This is a genomic window from Streptomyces sp. NPDC039609 (assembly GCF_055596705.1).
In genome coordinates, this window is the sequence record NZ_JBVIUJ010000002.1 from 84,050 (window position 1) to 100,012 (window position 15,963).

The 15,963-nt window shown below is 68.5% G+C and carries 16 protein-coding genes and 1 tRNA gene; 13 read left to right on the plus strand and 4 right to left on the minus strand.

What is annotated here, in order from left to right; translation table 11 throughout:
• The first annotated feature begins 15 nt into the window (after positions 1 to 15).
• The 10 genes from ACZ561_RS05855 to ACZ561_RS05900 all read left to right on the plus strand — a co-directional run bounded on the left by ACZ561_RS05855 (position 16) and on the right by ACZ561_RS05900 (position 7,862).
• On the plus strand, positions 16 to 2,271 hold the full coding sequence (locus tag ACZ561_RS05855; protein WP_470990225.1) for a DUF6571 family protein: 2,256 nt from the start codon (positions 16 to 18) through the stop codon (positions 2,269 to 2,271).
• On the plus strand, positions 2,268 to 2,897 hold the full coding sequence (locus ACZ561_RS05860) for a hypothetical protein (protein WP_470990227.1): 630 nt from the start codon (positions 2,268 to 2,270) through the stop codon (positions 2,895 to 2,897). Before ACZ561_RS05855 ends, ACZ561_RS05860 begins: the two co-directional genes overlap by 4 nt.
• Before the next feature lie 1,172 nt (positions 2,898 to 4,069).
• Positions 4,070 to 4,843, plus strand: a complete 774-nt coding sequence (locus ACZ561_RS05865; protein ID WP_470990229.1) for a helix-turn-helix domain-containing protein — start codon at positions 4,070 to 4,072, stop codon at positions 4,841 to 4,843.
• Positions 4,844 to 4,854: 11 nt separating this feature from the next.
• Positions 4,855 to 5,046, plus strand: coding sequence for a hypothetical protein (locus tag ACZ561_RS05870; protein ID WP_470990231.1), 192 nt, complete (start codon positions 4,855 to 4,857; stop codon positions 5,044 to 5,046).
• Positions 5,047 to 5,225: 179 nt separating this feature from the next.
• Positions 5,226 to 5,480, plus strand: coding sequence for a hypothetical protein (locus ACZ561_RS05875; protein WP_470990233.1), 255 nt, complete (start codon positions 5,226 to 5,228; stop codon positions 5,478 to 5,480).
• Positions 5,481 to 5,569: 89 nt separating this feature from the next.
• Positions 5,570 to 6,151: a hypothetical protein gene (locus ACZ561_RS05880; RefSeq protein ID WP_470990235.1), complete on the plus strand. Its 582-nt coding sequence runs from the start codon at positions 5,570 to 5,572 to the stop codon at positions 6,149 to 6,151.
• Positions 6,148 to 6,489, plus strand: coding sequence for a hypothetical protein (locus tag ACZ561_RS05885; RefSeq protein WP_470990237.1), 342 nt, complete (start codon positions 6,148 to 6,150; stop codon positions 6,487 to 6,489). Before ACZ561_RS05880 ends, ACZ561_RS05885 begins: the two co-directional genes overlap by 4 nt.
• A complete protein-coding gene (locus tag ACZ561_RS05890) occupies positions 6,446 to 6,790 on the plus strand; it encodes a hypothetical protein (protein ID WP_470990239.1) in 345 nt (114 codons plus the stop codon). The genes ACZ561_RS05885 and ACZ561_RS05890 overlap by 44 nt, the downstream gene beginning before the upstream one ends.
• Positions 6,791 to 6,927: 137 nt before the next feature.
• On the plus strand, positions 6,928 to 7,392 hold the full coding sequence (locus tag ACZ561_RS05895) for a hypothetical protein (RefSeq protein WP_470990241.1): 465 nt from the start codon (positions 6,928 to 6,930) through the stop codon (positions 7,390 to 7,392).
• A gap of 2 nt (positions 7,393 to 7,394) precedes the next feature.
• Entirely contained in the window at positions 7,395 to 7,862 is a 468-nt protein-coding gene (locus ACZ561_RS05900) for a hypothetical protein (RefSeq protein WP_470990243.1), read from the plus strand.
• A gap of 51 nt (positions 7,863 to 7,913) precedes the next feature.
• On the opposite strand, the gene ACZ561_RS05905 is transcribed toward ACZ561_RS05900, so the two are convergent.
• The 4 genes from ACZ561_RS05905 to ACZ561_RS05920 all read right to left on the minus strand — a co-directional run bounded on the left by ACZ561_RS05905 (position 7,914) and on the right by ACZ561_RS05920 (position 13,392).
• A complete protein-coding gene (locus ACZ561_RS05905; RefSeq protein ID WP_470991291.1) occupies positions 7,914 to 10,019 on the minus strand; it encodes a serine/threonine-protein kinase in 2,106 nt (701 codons plus the stop codon).
• Positions 10,020 to 10,065: 46 nt separating this feature from the next.
• On the minus strand, positions 10,066 to 12,255 hold the full coding sequence (locus tag ACZ561_RS05910) for a serine/threonine-protein kinase (protein ID WP_470990245.1): 2,190 nt from the start codon (positions 12,253 to 12,255) through the stop codon (positions 10,066 to 10,068).
• A 4-nt stretch (positions 12,256 to 12,259) separates the two neighbouring features.
• Positions 12,260 to 13,168, minus strand: coding sequence for a protein kinase family protein (locus tag ACZ561_RS05915; RefSeq protein WP_470990247.1), 909 nt, complete (start codon positions 13,166 to 13,168; stop codon positions 12,260 to 12,262).
• 152 nt (positions 13,169 to 13,320) lie between these two features.
• Positions 13,321 to 13,392 (minus strand) — tRNA-Cys (locus ACZ561_RS05920).
• 266 nt (positions 13,393 to 13,658) lie between these two features.
• Between ACZ561_RS05920 and ACZ561_RS05925 the strand changes: the two genes are divergently transcribed.
• From ACZ561_RS05925 to ACZ561_RS05935, 3 genes are all read left to right on the plus strand, one after another.
• Positions 13,659 to 15,110, plus strand: a complete 1,452-nt coding sequence (locus tag ACZ561_RS05925) for an MFS transporter (RefSeq protein ID WP_470990249.1) — start codon at positions 13,659 to 13,661, stop codon at positions 15,108 to 15,110.
• 192 nt (positions 15,111 to 15,302) lie between these two features.
• Positions 15,303 to 15,500 carry an Arc family DNA-binding protein gene (locus tag ACZ561_RS05930; RefSeq protein ID WP_351576789.1) on the plus strand — a complete coding sequence of 66 codons (198 nt, stop codon included), beginning with the start codon at positions 15,303 to 15,305 and terminating at the stop codon, positions 15,498 to 15,500.
• Positions 15,501 to 15,884, plus strand: a complete 384-nt coding sequence (locus ACZ561_RS05935) for a type II toxin-antitoxin system death-on-curing family toxin (RefSeq protein ID WP_391797096.1) — start codon at positions 15,501 to 15,503, stop codon at positions 15,882 to 15,884. It begins immediately after the preceding gene.
• Positions 15,885 to 15,963 lie beyond the last annotated feature (79 nt).

The window sequence follows — 15,963 nt, forward strand, 5'->3', positions numbered from 1 at the left end:
TTCGGAGGCGCACACATGCTCGACTACCAGACCCTGATGGGCACCAACTTCTCAGAGCTTGAGCAGGCGGTCACCAAGTGGGCGAAGCTGCCTGAGCAGTTCAAGAAGGTCAGCACCCAGTATGGGAATACGGTCAAAAAGGGGCTGTGGGCCTCTGACTGGGAGGGCGAGACGGCCATCGCCGCGTGCGAGAAGCTGGATTTCGTCGAGAAGCAGATGGACGCGGCCGGCGAGGAGTCATCCGACGTCCATCGCTTGCTCAGTGACGCGCATGAGATTTTCACGCAGTCCCAGTCGAAGCTGAAGATCCTCAGCGCGGACATCGAGAAAGACAAGTATCTCTCGATCAAAGCTAACGGTGAGATCTACTTCGACCCGCCGGAGGACACCCCCCAGGAGCATCTGGCCACGCTGAACAAGGGGTACCAGGAATCCATCCAGGCTTACCGCACGAGCATCCAGAATCAGGTCACGGCCGCGCAGGAGGCCGATGACGCCCTGAACTGGGCACTTGGCCAGGACTACAACGGGCGCAACAAGGGGTTCGACGCAGGTGGGTTCGGCACGGTGGCCGATGCCAAGCGAGGCATGGAGCAGGCTGAAAGGGATCTGTCCGAGCTCACGGAGATCGCTGAGCGCCGCAATGAGATGACAGATGCCGAACTGGCGCGCATGAACGATCTGATGCGCAAGCACGAGGGAGATCCGCGGTTCACTGAAGAGTTTGCCACCCAGGTGGGTCCTAAGGGAACGCTCGAACTTTGGCAGTCGCTCGCCGAGGCGCAGAATGACCCGGGGCAGGACCTGTCGAAGAAGCGTCTTGCCGAGTTGGCGGAGCTCCAACAGAACCTGGGCGTCACCATCGCCTCGGCTACCCAGTCCGACAGCAGGGCTATGAAGGACTGGAAGGCCGAGATGGTTGATCTTGGTGATCAGCGGATCGGGTCTGGGCGCCCCCACGACCCGTACGACAGCCCGCCGCTTGGCTTCCAGGTGATGAGCAGCCTGATGCGGAACGGCGAGTATGACACCCAGTTCCTCAATGACTACGGCAAGGAATTGCTGAAGTTCGAGCGGGACGCCAAGGACAGCACCCGGATGACGCCAGCAGAGCTTTGGCACCCCCTGGGAGATGTCGTCGCCCTTAACGTGGGGCTCACCGATGCCGGTATGGATCCCATGGCGGGTTACATGGAAGCCCTGGGGCGAAATCCTGAGGCAGCCAAGGATCTGTTCTATTCCAGTAAGTCCGGTGAGCTTGATCCCGACCTGCAGTACCTCATGGAGGACCGCAAGTGGCCTCTGGACTCGACATCGTTGAAGCATAAGGACGAGGGTTACGGCTATGACGAACTCGGGCACGCGTTGGAGGCCGCGACCCTCGGTGTGCCGTACGACTCGACTGAGGGCGTGATCCATCGAGACGGTCGTACAGCGAACGTGATGACCCAGGTTGCTGAGATTGCCGGAAGTGACATCGAGTACGTTGGCGATCGGCCTGGCGTCGGCGACAGCCTCGCCCGGATGGGGGCCGGCTACATGGATGACCTGAACTGGTCCACGATCAACGAAGGCGGTCGTGGCGACTCCATGGGGCGAGACGAGCTCTATCGCCACAAGGGAGAAGGGCACATTAGTCTCACGCAGGAGACCGCCCGGAACTTCCTTTACAACGTGGGTCAACACGAGGGTAGTTACGAGATTCTTTCTTCGGCTCAGCACGCCATGACCATGGGAGCGTTGGATGCCAACCCGGGGGATCACGGCAAGGCGGAGAAGATCCTCAACAATGGTGGATACATTCACGGTTTGCTCGACGAAGCGAGGATTTCCGCGCTCGACAAAGAGTTCGGTGACAAGGAAGACAAGATCAACCAAAAGCTGGCAGAGGCAGCCGAGTGGAAGAAGTTCGGCGTCAGTCAGGGTATTGGCCTGGCTACGGGAGTTGCCCTGCTGCCTCTGGGTGGTCCGGCTGTCTCCGCTGCCGCGATGTTCGTAGTTCCGACTCTTGTCGAGGGCGCCGCCGGAGCTGTCGAGACTCAGTGGGGAATCGAGATCGACAGGGAGACGAAGGAACAGGAGAAGGATCTCTCCAACGAGTCGAGGATGTCGGAGAGCCGGTTTGCGGAGCTGGGCCAGCTCCGCGCAAACAGTCCTGCGCTCCTGTATCAGCAGCAGCACCATCCCGGCCAGGACTACACCGAAGGCGTACTCAACGCCTACGACCGGGGCGCGAACAATACCGACCGTACCGACGGGGGGCGTAGGTGAAGTCCGCGCCTCTCGCACGTTTTTCTGTGCCTGCGGCCCTCGTGATCGGCGCCTTGGTTGTTGTGGCAGCTTGTAGTGGGGACGGTTCGAATCAGGGGCTCGGTGCGCTGGAAGCGGCGTGTGGGGGAGTCTTCGACAGGCGGGCGATTGAAGAGCTGAGCCGGGTTCCCGGCGCCGAAGGGCTGCGCGAGGCAGGAGGGGAATCCTTCGCAGCGGTTGCTGACGCTTTGCGAAAGGGGGAATCTCCAGCGGACTCATGCCGGATCGAGATCGGTGCCGACGCGGACTCCGCAGCCATCGCGGTCGAGATCCGGTTCACTACTGGGGGTGATCCACTATACCCGGAGGCGGAGCACCGCAGTACGAGCGGATATAAGGCCTACGACCTCGGAGCGGGGATACAGGCCGTGGGGGAGATCCGCCGGGCGGCCGTCCGTTTCCCGTGTTCTGCCGATGGAAAGCAGAAATGGATTGCCGGAGAGATTCGAGGCAAAGCTGAACTCGAAGAGGAAACGCGTTTTCGGGTGCTCTTTTCCGCCGTTGGAAAGCTCGAGGGCGACTTGGGGTGCGGGAACAGTATCCGACTTCCAGAGGCCTCGGACATGAAGGCGCTACCGCTGGGATGAGGCAATTTAAGGTTGCCGCAGTTGCGGCGCGCAGAAATAGAAAGGCGAACCGCGTGAGCTGAAGCGGGGTGTCGCTCGTGGGCGGTGGGCAGCAACGGCTGCTCCCGTGCTCGCTCTTGCAATACCAGCAGTCTTGTCTCCCTGAAAGCAGGGAAGCGGCGACGCAGTCTTGTCGGATTCAGCCGCTGGCGCGTGGATCTGCCTCAGCCGCTGTCGCGGGAGCATGTGCTGCTGGCGCCCGCGACGGCGGCTCGGGTCTGAACGGAGGGAGCGCCCTCGCGGGCAGGTGCCTTTTGGCTGTCGGGGTAGGACGACCCAGCACTTGGTGCCCCGGTGGGGCGGGTTTGCCTCGCAGATTCCCCACTCGCCTCCCCAGTCGTCGACGACGACGGCAAGCAACCAAAGCGCACGACCGGCGCTCCCTGCACAGCGCCACGGCATCGGGGTTTCCATGCTGCAGATGCTGGTCCCAGACGACGAGGCGGAGTGTGTCGTCACGTTGCCGGAGGGACAGATACACGTCTTCGCGCGGGGTCATCCTTGCCGCCATGGTGATGAGTTCGTTCGCCGTGTGGACGGCAGGCAGCGTGTACTGACCGAGGCGGTGGGCAAGCAGCGCTGATGTGATGGCGACGCGGGTGATCCGGGCGCTGCGAGGCTCCCCGGGGAGAGTGAGGCTGAGCGCGAGTCCGGGGTCGGGCTGCCGCGTGATTGGGGTGGCGGGGCAGAGTGCGTTGCTGAGGGGCGATGCCATGACGGACTCCCTTGCGTGGAGTGTGGATTGGGGTCGATGCGTTCTTTCTCTCTGCGTCTCCGCGTTGGCGCGCACGAGTGGCTCACCTGCTGCTATTGGCGGCGGTGTGTGATGAGCGGTGGCTTGTCTCCCTGACGCGAGGCTGCCCCTCCCAGGGGAGGAGATTGCGGGCAGCAACGCGTGATGCACTTCCAACTCATTTGCGTGAGCGGTGCGTTACGTAATGTAGAGCATGAGTGGAGTACGTGTACTACCTTCCGGCGTCCGGCCTTCACCGGGTGGACCCATCAACCATGCCAAAGGCAGACTGGCCCCATCTCACGCCGGACAGGAGGGGTGCATGCCTCCGAGGAGTACACCCACCGAACGCCAGCGGCGTCTCGGTGCGGAGCTGCGCAAGATGCGTATCGCGGCAGGTATGACGACGGAGGCCGCGGCGGGGCTGCTCGGCGTCCCTCGCACCAACGTGCCGAACATGGAGTCCGGCCGTTCAGGGATCAGCGCCGAGCGTGTACGCACCTTGGCCGGCAACTACGGCTGCACGGACCAAGTCCTGGTGGACGCCTTGGCTACCATGGCGACAGGCCGCGAGAAGGGGTGGTGGGAGAGGTACGGGGACCTGCTTGCTCCCAGCTTCCTGGACATCGCGGAGATGGAGTGGCACGCCCGGCGCCTCCGGATCGGCCTCACTGTCCACCTGCCCGGGATACTGCAGACCGAGGAGCACGCTCGTGCGGTCTTCGAGCAGGTCATCCCTCGACTGCCCAGGGCTGAGATTGAGGCGCGCGTGGCCCAGCGGATCGACCGCCGGCAGGTCCTGGAAAAGCCGGACCCGCCATTGCTCGACTTGATCCTCCATGAAGCCGCCCTCCGCATGGAGTTCGGGGGGTCGGACGTTGCCAGGGGCCAACTGGGCTATCTGTTGGGCATGTCCGAGAGGGATGGAGTGACCCTACGTGTCATTCCGTTCAAGGCGGGTGGTTTCCCGGGCGCTGGGCAGTCCGTCATCTACGCGGAGAACGCCGTCCCACAACTGGACGTCGTCGAGCTCGACAGCACGCATGGTCCAGAGTTCATTGATGAGGATTCGCAGCTTCAGAAGTACCGCGCACAGCTTGACGAGATGCAGTCCGTGGCGCTTGCTCCCGACGCGTCGAGGGAGTTCATCCGCGCCATCGCGAACGACCTATAGGAGTAGATGTCGTGCGGACCATCCACTGGGAGGAACCCTTCTGCGGTGAGGGCGCCAACTGCTTCCGCCTCGGCACGGACGAGGACGGCAACGGATACATCGCCATACTCGGCGATGAGGACGGGTACCTTGTCGACAGCCGCGAGGCCCTTCTGAACCTGATCCGTGACATCAAGGCCGGCAAGGCGGATCACCTGCTCTGAACCGCCTGTCGCGGTCCTGGGACTCCGGCTCAGCGCCCGGGGTGGACGGCGCCGCCCCTTACGTCCCGTACACGGGCAACGGGCCCACCCCGGAAGATGAAGAGGCGGTTGCGCCCGCCTGCGAAACGATGTGCTCCTGTGCGCTACATCGCCGGCTCGGTCAAGGACACCGTCGGCGGATGGTTCTCCTGATGTATCTTTCCGAGGAAGGAGGGCCCGAGATGCCCACGACATTGCCGCTGCCGATCGAATTCCGCCTGCCGGACGGTTGGCTTCCCGCCCCCGCTCCGGACGAGTCCAACGCCTTTGACGTGGCCTTCGCCGCCGTGCATCCTCAGCCGGACGCCGGGTTCACCGCCAACATCACCATCGGCGGAGGGTTCCTGCCGAACGCGGCAACGCTGGACGAGAAGAAGCATGGAAAGGTGACATGAGGGCGCCGTCACGACTGCCCGCCATGGCCGCGCTGATGCTTCTTTCTCTGTCGGCGGCGGCCTGTTCCTCCGGCGATGGCGGAGACGCTGTGAAGGGGTTGACCGCGTCGGAGGTCTGCGGCGGATTCGCGAAGGACGCCCCCTCCGAGGCTGCCCTCAAGACCGTCATGGGCACCGAGCGCTTCACCGGCGACCTCTCGGAACCGGAGAAGGCCCTCGATGCGCTCCGGTCGGCGGCCCGTACAGAGCAGGGTGACATGGGCAGGACGCAGGCCATTCCGTACTGCTGGCTGCTTCCCGTCGAGGGCGGGAAGCAAGACCTCCGGGTAGAACTGCGCGCAGCGGCGGAGGCGCCGGAGCCGGACGCCCGACTCGGGGGCCAGGTCAGCTCCTTCACGTCCGGGGAGCGGGCCTTCGCTTCCGGCAACCAGGGCAAGGTGTACTTCACATGCCGTCTCGGGGAGCCCGGCCACGAGATCATCGTGGACGCCACCGTGCGCGGCCCCGCCGGTTTTCAGGAAGCCGGAAAGGGCCATCGGACTCGGCTGATCACCCTTGCCAACGCTGCCGCCCGGCACGTCTCCGCGGCGCTCAGCTGTGAGGGCGACCGGCTTGCTCCGGGGGTGCCCGCACCCGCCGCGTCGTCACCCCGAGGGGAGAGGGTGACATGAGGACAGACCTGATACGGCGTGTGGTGTCGGCTCTGGTCATTGCTCTCGTCTCGGTGACCGCCTGTTCCTCTGGTGGGAATGAAGACGTGGCCAAGGGCGGGACGGCAGTGGAGGTCTGCGGCGGATTCGCGAAGAGTGCCCCCGTACTCACGGCGCTGAAGGCGCTTGTCGGCGACGGGGGCCTCACGGATGAACGGTCCAAGCCGGACGAGACGCTCAAGGTCCTCAGGGAGGCCGACGGCGAGCTCACCACGAAGGAGCTCGGGAGCGGCAGTCCGTTCTGCAGATTGCGGAATGCCGGCGACGGGGAAATCCGTCCTGGACATCAGCTTCCGTGAGGCGCTTGTGGTCCCGGGCACCCGTGACCGCGCCACCTTTCACTATTTCTCGACCGGTGCGGACGCGCTCTCGTCGGACCGGTACGCCCAGATCATGTTTCCCTGTCGTATGGGCGAGCCGGCGAAGGACATCATTGTCTCCGCCGAACTGGAACGGCCGGGTGAGAGTGGCGCGAGCACGGCGAACATTCCTGCTCTCCAGGTCACGGTTCTCAATGCGGCTGCCCGCAGTGTCGCGGCGGCGCTGGGCTGCGGGGACACCAAGCTGGTCGACGGAGTTCCGGCCGAGGAACGTTCCTGACCACGTCTGAATGGCCAAGGGTCGGCGTGGGCGGTGGAGGCATCGAGCCTTGAGGGCCGCCGCCTCACCGAGACTGATCAGAACCATGAGCGCGCCCAACCGGGGAAGGAGGGCCCGAGATCTCCAGGACATTGCCAGTGCGGATCGAACTCCGCCCGCCGGACGGTTGGCTTCCCGCCCCCGCTCCGGACGAGGCCAACGCCGCCGTGCATCCTCAGCCGGACGCCGGGTTCACCGCCGACATCGCCATCGGCGGCGGGCTCCTGCCGAACGCGGCAACGCCTGCCGAGGTCGCCGACGATCCGGTTGCACACCTGCGCGATGTCGCCGAGTCGGTGGCGGTGACACGCCGCCGCGAGGTCGGCTCCGCGGACGCGCCCGCTCTGGTCCAGCGGCCGACGTTCTCGACCGTCGCGGGAGGCATGCGCCGCGCTCTCGTCCAGTCGCAGGTGTTCCTGTCCCTGTCGGACGTTCAGGACCCGCACAAGCGGGTGGTGATCCAGCCGACCCTGACCACGACCGCGGCCCCGTACGACGCCCTCGTGCCGGACTTCCGGGACTTCGTACGCACGGTGCGCCCCGACACCGGGTCGGGGGCGTAGCGATGGGCCGCCTTTGGAACAAGTTCACCGGCACCACGTACCCGGACAGTGGTGTCGCGCCGCTGTCCGCGGCGGAGGTCCGGACCGCGCTGCTCTCGGTCAACGGGCCGGGCGTACCGTTCCGCGTGCGCAATGCCCTCCCCGCGGAGAAGGCCGACCTGGTGGCGGAATGGCAGGTCCGCGAACTGAAGCTGACCCTCAGGACCCGGATGCGGCTGGTCCCGGAGAGCCGCGAGGTGCGCACGCTCGACGAGCGGTGGGAGGCGTCGACGCCCGATTCTCTTGGCAAGAGGTACGGCCGTGGACCGGCCCCCCACGTCGCCCGGCAGTGGACGTACGAGCGGGGGCCCGATGGTCGTCGGCAGAAGGTCGAGACGCTCCGCTTCGACTCGCGAGACATGAGGAATCCCCTACGGGAAGCGGTCCTCGGCGCGGGGTGGATCTGGCGCGGAGTGCTGTCCCGCCTCTGACCGGGCCTCGCCGCCAACTCACTAACCCACGCACTCCTTTGGGGAGTGCCGTCACGTTCCGTATACGGGCAACGCGCCCACCCGCCCACCCCGGGAGATGAAGACGCGATTGCCTCCGCTCGCGAAACGGTGCCCTCCCGTGCGCTGCATCGTCACTGTGAAGAGGGGGTTGGCGGTCCTCTTGTGGAAGACCTGGACGTAGCTGCTGTCGGGAGCTGGGAACCAGACCGTGGCACCTGCGATGACGGGCGGCACCGTGGTGGCTCCGACGCCCTCCAGGAAGCGGTGCAACCCCGGCTCCGGCACGGAGGAGAACCGAACCTGGGTGCGGTAGCCGTGGGCGGTGGCGCCGTCCAAGGCGAACACGATGTCGTTCTCGGCGGCTGGGCTGCCCCAGCGGAGTCCCGCGGTGCTGAGGTTCTTCGACCTCGTGGACCACACGACGGCGCCCGAATCCAACTCATGGGCGGACAGAGAATCGCCGCCGAGGTACACCCTCTTGCCGGCGATGGCGGGTACGGCGCCGTTCGTGCCCTGGTCCTTGACGTCCCAGGCGGTCTCACCGGTCTTGGTGTCCAGGCAGACCACGTGGCCGTTGCGATCGTGGACGACCAGGCGGCGCGCGTTCACCGCCGCGGTGACGGGGCTTCTCGACGCGTCGGGCGTTTCCACGGGGCGCGTCCAGCCCATGGCGAGGGTCCAGGCGTCGACGGAGCACAGCCGGTTGTCCTTGGTCACCACGAAGACATGGGTGTCATCGGCAGCCACCACATGGGCGACGCCGATGTCCGACGACCAGACGGGCTTGCCTGTGGAGGCGACGACAGCGTGGAGCACACCTGAGCCGTCAGCTGCCACGACGAGTCGGTCGGCGACGGAGACGTAGCCCGACTGAGCTCGCATGCCGGTCGCGCGCCAGCGCTCGCGGCCGTTCGTGACGCCGAGAGCGAGCAGACCGCCGCTCTTCGCGTGGACGATCACGACATCGCGGACGGGAAGTGGTCTCCCTGCCTGCGGTGCGGAGACGTCGAAGGGACCCCACAGGGCCTTGGGTACTTCGCCCTGCACGGTATCGACGACCGAGGCGAAGGCCGCCGCCGGCGTCTCGGCGGCAGGAGGGACGCTCGCCGACATGTTCTTCAGTTCTGGCTTCGGCTCGCCAGCGCGGTTCCACCAGTAGGTCCCGGCGCCACCGGCGGCCGCGAGGATGCCCACCCCGACGGCGGCTGTCAGGAAACGGCGCCGGGGCGGAGTACGGGATCCAGCGACGGCAGGCGCCGTGAGAAGGGCCGTGCTCGCCTCGCGGCGCTGGATGTCGTCGGCGAGGGGACCCATGCGCCAAGCGCGGTCGGCGCCCTTCGGCGGGACGAAGGCCGCGGTGATCTGCGCAGGTACGGGACGCAGCGCCGGATCCTTGGCCAGACAAGGACCGATCAGTGCCTGGAGGGCCGAGGGGACCTGGCTCAGCTCCGGGGCGCCATGCACCACCTCGTACTGCACCCCCGCCACGTGCGTCGCGTCGAAGGCGCGCCGGCCGCTCGCCGCGTACGCGAGGACGGCACCCAGTGAGAAGACGTCCGACGGCGGGCCCACCCGCTGGCCGAGGACCTGTTCCGGCGCCCCGTACCCGGGAGTCACCGGGATCTGGCCCGTCGTCGTCAGCGTCAGGCCGTGCTCGGGGCGGGCGATGCCGAAGTCGATGACCCGCGGGCCCGACGAGGTCAGCACGATGTTGGCGGGCTTGAGGTCGCGGTGGACGAGGCCCGCTGCGTGGATGTCGTGCAGGGTGCGGGAGAGGAAGTGGCCCAGTGCACGGACGGTGGGCTCGTCCATGGGCCCGTACGTTCGGATGGCTTCGTCCAACGTCGGTCCGGCGAGGAACTCGGCGGCGATCCACGGTCGTCCGCCCTCGGTCTGCGTGCCCAGGATCCGCGCCACGCCCTTGCTGGTGACGGCCTGGGCCACATCGGCCTCGCGCACGAAGCGTTGGGCGAGGTGGTGGTCGTGGGCGAGCTCGGGGCGCAGTACCTTGACTGCGGCTGGCCGGGCAGAGCCGTCCTGGCCGAAGTAGACCTTGCCCATGCCGCCCTCGCCGAGAATACCGAGGAGCCGGTACGGGCCGAGGCGCAGCGGATCGCCGGGGACGAGGGGCATCATCACGTGTCTGCCTTCCGGTGTGTGCGGGGAAACGGCAACGGGTCTGTCAGGCGAGCGGGAACGCTACGGAGGTGGTGGGACCGGCGCCGATGATCCTCGTGCCGCTCCGGTCCGTCACATAGCGGCTGGCATCGGTCGGGTAGACCCACGCTGAGCGACGGGTGGCCAGGTCGATGCAGCTCAGACCACCGCGGACGGGCGCGTAGACGTACTTCTTGCCGATGACGGGCCTGACCGTGAGGTTCGGAGTGAGGTCCCGTGAGGGCGGGAGCTCTTCCCAGCGTCGCGCGCCCTTGTCCGCGCTGACGGCGATGAGACCACGCCCCCGTTCGGTCGCATAGACCAGGCCATCCGCCGCGGCGGGAAAGCCGTAGTGGTTCTCGCCCGTGGTGTACTCCCACGCGATGGCGCCGTCGGAGACGCTTACAGCTCTGAGTCGATCACCGCCCACGTAGATGTGCTCGTCGTCCACGGCGAGTTCACCGGGGCGGAGGTTTCGTTCGGCCAGCGGTAGCGTGAGGCTGCGCCGCCAGAGCTGCCTGCCCGTGAGGGTCTCCCGTGCTTCCAGATGGAAGGAGCGGGAGTCCTCGCCGAACTTGGCGAGGATCAACCGGCTGCCGACGATGTGGGTGAGGAAGCGGAACTCCCCGTCCCACTCGTACGCGTGACGCCATGCCTCCTTCCCTGTACGGAGGTCGACTGCCATGAGGTGCCGTCCGGTTTTCTGTTTCTCCTCCGAGTCGTCCCTGTGGCCGATGCGGGAGGCGGCGTAGAGCAGACCGTTCGCGACGGTGAGCAGTCGGGTTCCGGTGCTTGATCCGTCGAACCCCGCGAGCTCGATCTGGGGTTGCGTCTCCTGACCGCTGCGTGGTGTCAAGGTCCGGATCAGCAGGGCGTTCCGACCGGCGTCGGTGTCGAGAGCGTGGAAGAAGCGGGAGCCGTCGGTCGTGATCAGCTGAGGGTCCCTCACCACGGGACCGGACCACAGCTCGTGCCCGTCGCGCAGGTCCCGAACGCGCAGCCTCGCGGTCTCGCAGAACGCGACGACGTCACCGGCCAACAGCTGCGTCGTTTCCTCCGGGAGGTCGTCCGATTGGACCTGCCACAGCGGTTTCGGAGTGCCGTCGTTGGGACCGGCGGACTCGGTGTGAGAGGAGGAAGGAGCCGGGGTCTTCGCCGTGCCGCTTGTCGGTTGGGTGTCGAGAGAGGACAGCCATGTCCACGCGCCCGCGCCGATTGCGCCCGCACCCAGGAGGAAACCGCCCGCCGAGAGGAGCCTGCGGCGGGAGATCGCCGCACAGGTCGACGCTGTTTCCGCGTACGGGTCGTCCGCCGGCGCCGGGAGGCGCTGGGGGTGGGGGAGCCAGACGTCCGTGGCGCGGCGGGCGATGTCGGTGAGGAGGAGGGCGGGGAGGTGGTCCGCGAACTCGCCCCGGCCGTCGTGGAGGTGGGCCGCCAGGTCCGTGGTCGTCGGGCGGGACGCCGGGTCCTTGGCGAGGCAGGCCGTCAGGAGGGGGAGCAGGGGCTCCGGGACGCCCGTGAGGTCGGGGGTGGCGTAGCGGACGCGGTAGAGGAGGTCCGCCGGGGCGCCCGTGCCGAAGGGGCCGTGACCCGTGGCCGCGAAGACGAGGACGCCGGCGAGGGCGAAGACGTCGCCGGCCGGGGTGTGTTCCTGGCCGCCCGCCTGTTCGGGGGACATGAACGCCGGGGTGCCCGTCGCCGCGCCCGTGCTCGTCAGGCGGTCGTCGCCGGCCGCGCGGGCGATGCCGAAGTCGATGATCTTCGGCCCGTAGGCGGTGACCAGGACGTTGGAGGGCTTGAGGTCGCGGTGGACGACGCCCGAGGAGTGCAGTTGCGCCAGGGCCCCCGCGAGGGCCGCGCCGAGTGCGCGGACCGTCGGCTCGGGAAGCCCGCCGCACAGCGACACCGCGTCGTCGAGCGGTGGGCCGAGGACGTACTCGGTGGCCAGCCACGGGGTTTCGGCCAGCGGGTCCGCGTCCACGACGGCCGCTCCGTGCCGGCCGCCGATGATCCGCGCCGCGTCCGTCTCCAGCCGGAAGCGGGTACGGAAGTCGGCCTCGGAGGCCAGCCGGGCGTGCATCGTCTTCAGGGCGACCGTACGGCCCCCGGGCGTACGGGCCAGATAGACCGTGCCCATGCCGCCCGAGCCCAGCCGGGCGAGCAGACGGTACGTGGCGATGGCCGCCGGGTCGGCGTGGGTGAGTGGTGACAGCATCGCGTCAGTTCCAGGGCAGTTCGGCGGCGAGGATCTCGGACGACTGGCGGGCGAGCGCCGCCACGACCCGGCCGGGCAGCCAGCCGGGGGGCAGCAGCGAACCCGCCGAGCCCAGCACCGTCCCGTGCGGGGTCGGCGGCGCGAGCGCGGTCAGGACGTCGGCCGCGGTGGGTCGGTTCGCGGGGTCGCGGGTGAGGCAGGAAGCTGTCGACGCGCGCAGGGCCGACGGGAGTTCGGAGCGCTCCGGGACGGTGTGCCCGGTGGACGCGTAGGCGAGGACGGCACCGAGCGCGTACACGTCACCCGGCGGGCGCGGCCGTCCGCCCGACGCCTGCTCGGGCGCCAGTGCACCGGGGTCGAGGCCCGGGAGCTCGTCTCGCTGCTCCCCGTCCGGCGCCGCCGCCCGTACCGCGCCGAAGCACGTCAGGCGCGGGCCGTCGGAGGTGAGCAGTACGGCGGCGGGAGACACGCCCGCGTGCGTGACGCCCTGTGCGTGTGCGGCGGCCAGCGTCTCGGCCAGGGCGACGCCGATCGCCCGAACCGTTTCCTCCGGCAACGGGCCACCGTGTACGGCGAGGGCGACGGGGAGCGGAAGCGCGGGAACGTACGGGGTCGAGTGGAACGGGGCGGAGGCCGGATCCGCCACCTCCGTCACCGGTGCGGTCCACGGGCCCAGGAGCCGCTGCGCCGCCCGGGCCTCCGTCAGGAAGCGCGCGGGGTCGGCGCCGGGCAGGGGCGCGGAGAGCAGCACCGTACGGTCGCCCTCCGCGCTGCGGGCGACGAAACGGCGGCAGGGGACGAGTTCGGGGGATGGGTCCAGGCGGGTGATCAGACGGTACGGGCCGATCCGTCGCGCGGAATCCTCGTTCGGGCGCGGCCGTTCCACGTGCGAACCCCCCTGTCGTACGCCCATGCCGCCCCAGCGGTTGCTGAAGCAACAGGAGCCTACTCAACTGGGGGCAGGGGGCGCGGGGCGGTGACCCCCGTCAGTCCGCCACCGGGTCGTCGACCGGACGCTTCGCGCCGATCATGGACGACGCGCGACAGGATCCGGGGTCCAGTCAGAGACCGTGGCGGGAATTGAACCCGCGTAACTCGCTTTGCAGGCGAGCCCCTCAACCACTCGGGCACACGGTCGTGTTGTGCACGAGTACGACCGTAGGGCGGGTGGGGGATGGGCTCAAGGGTTCCGGGCGGCGTGCAACACGACTGCCATGTGGCGTTCACGGTCGGCCCGTCCGCGGCCCGGCTGCGGCCCGTATTCGGTCCGTCTGCGGTCCGTCTGAGGGCCCTCTGTGGGGCGGCCGGTGGGGCCGTCGGTCCGTCGGCTTACGACCAAGGGACCAGGCCGGACCCGACTCCCGACAGGGTCCATTCAGTGTTATGCCCCTTACTCTGATGATATGAGCGCCCTCGAACCCCGCGACGCCGACGTCGCGCCCCTCGCCGCCGTCCCCTCCCCGGGCGGCGGCACCGTGCTCGACCGGGACCATCGGGCGCTCAGCATCGGCATCGTCTCCGTCGTCCTCCTCATCGCCTTCGAGGCGACAGCCGTCGGGACCGCGATGCCGGTCGCGGCACGCGAGCTGAACGGGATCCCGCTGTACGCGTTCGCCTTCTCCGCGTACTTCACCACCAGCCTCTTCGCCATGGTCCTCTCCGGGCAGTGGTCCGACCGCGCCGGGCCGCTCGCCCCGCTCGCCGCCGGCATCTCCGCCTTCGCGGCCGGGCTGCTGCTCTCCGGGACCGCCGGCGCGATGTGGCTGTTCATCCTCGGGCGGGCCGTGCAGGGGCTGGGCGGTGGGCTGGTGATCGTGGCGCTGTACGTGGTCGTCAGCCGGGCGTACTCCGAGACGCTGCGGCCCGCGATCATGGCCGCCTTCGCGGCCAGTTGGGTCGTCCCTTCCGTCGTCGGGCCGCTCGCCGCCGGGACGATCACCGAGCATCTGGGCTGGCGGTGGGTCTTCGTCGGAATCCCCGTGCTGGTGTTCCTGCCGCTCGCCCTCGCCCTTCCCGCCATCCGCCGTACCGCCTCCGGGCCCGCCGACCCGGCCGCGCCGCTCCCGCCGTACGACCGGCGGCGGATCCGGCTCGCGCTCGGGATCTCGGCCGGGGCGGGGCTGCTGCAGTACGCGGGCCAGGAGCTGCGCTGGCTCTCTCTGCTGCCCGCTGCGGTGGGCGCGGCGCTGCTGGTACCGGCAGCGCGGGGGCTGCTGCCGCGCGGGACGTACCGTGCGGCGCGCGGGCTGCCGTCCGTGGTGCTGCTGCGGGGGATCGCGGCCGGGTCGTTCATCGCGGCCGAGTCCTTCGTGCCGCTCATGCTGGTCACCCAGCGCGGCCTGAGCCCCACGCTCGCAGGCATGTCGCTCGCGGTCGGCGGCGCGACGTGGGCGCTCGGCTCCTGGATCCAGTCCCGGCCGTGGACGGAGCCGTACCGGGAGCGGCTCGTGGTGATCGGGATGCTTCTCGTCGCGGCGGCGATCGCGACCGCGCCGGCGGTGCTGGTCCCCTGGGTGCCCGCGTGGACGGTGGCCCTGGCCTGGGCGTGGGGCTGCCTGGGCATGGGTCTGGTGATCTCCTCGACGAGCGTGCTGCTCCTGAAGCTCTCCGCGCCGGAGGAGGCGGGCGCGAACTCGGCGGCCCTGCAGATCTCGGACGGCCTGTCGAACGTGCTGCTGCTGGCGGCGGGCGGCGCGGCGTTCGTGGCCCTGGGCGGGGGAGCGGTGGGGCACGGCGTGGCCTCGGGCGCGGGCGCGCACCCGGTGGCCTTCGCGGCGGTCTTCCTTCCGATGGCCGGGGTGGCGCTGACGGGTGCCTGGGTGGCGACGAGGCTGGGCCCTCGGGCGGGTGGCTGACCTGGGTCTCGTGGGCCCTGGGCTCTTGGGGGCCTCCGGTGCGGGGTGTTCGGACCAGGTCCTCGCCGCGTTCCGCGCGATTTCCGGTGTTTCACGTCCGAACGGCCCCCACCTACGACCCCGTCCCGGTCGCGATGGCGAAGCCGTTCGGTACCACGGTGGCCCCATGGGTGGTACCGTCATGGTATGGCAATGAACCTGCGTCTCCGCGACGACCAGCAAGAGGCCCTCAAGCTCCGTGCTGAGGAGGAGGGCCGCAGCATGCACGCCATCGTGCTTCAGGCGATCGACCGCTATCTGGAGCAGGAGGCCGACCGGGAGGCGGTCCGCAAGCTCGGCGCCAAGTACGCGGTGCGCCACGCCGATCTCCTCAAGCGACTGGGGGAGTAGGTGAAGTACCTGACGGTCCAGGAAGTCCTGGACCTGGCGGAGCTCGCCTGCGCCGGCCAGCAGATCGCCGTCCGGGATCTGGGCCTGCTCAGCTCCGCGGTGCACCGGCCGCAGTCACAGATGTTCGGCATCGAGGCGTACACCGACCTCTTCGAGAAGGCCGCGGGGCTGCTCCAGTCGTTGGCCGTGAACCATCCGCTGGTGGACGGCAACAAGCGCATGGCGTGGATGTGCACGGTCGTCTTCCTCGACTTCAACGGTACCGAGATGGTCGACGTCGACCAGGACGAGGCGTACAAGCTGGTCATCGACGTGGCCACCGGCGATCTGGAGGACGTCACGCTCATCGCGCGGCGACTGCGCGGCCTGCACGAGGCGACGTGAGCTGAGTCGCACCCCCGCCGCCCCCGGGGCGTTCGCACGAGGATCCGGCCGGGTCGCCGGTAAGGTGGCCCGGTTGTCA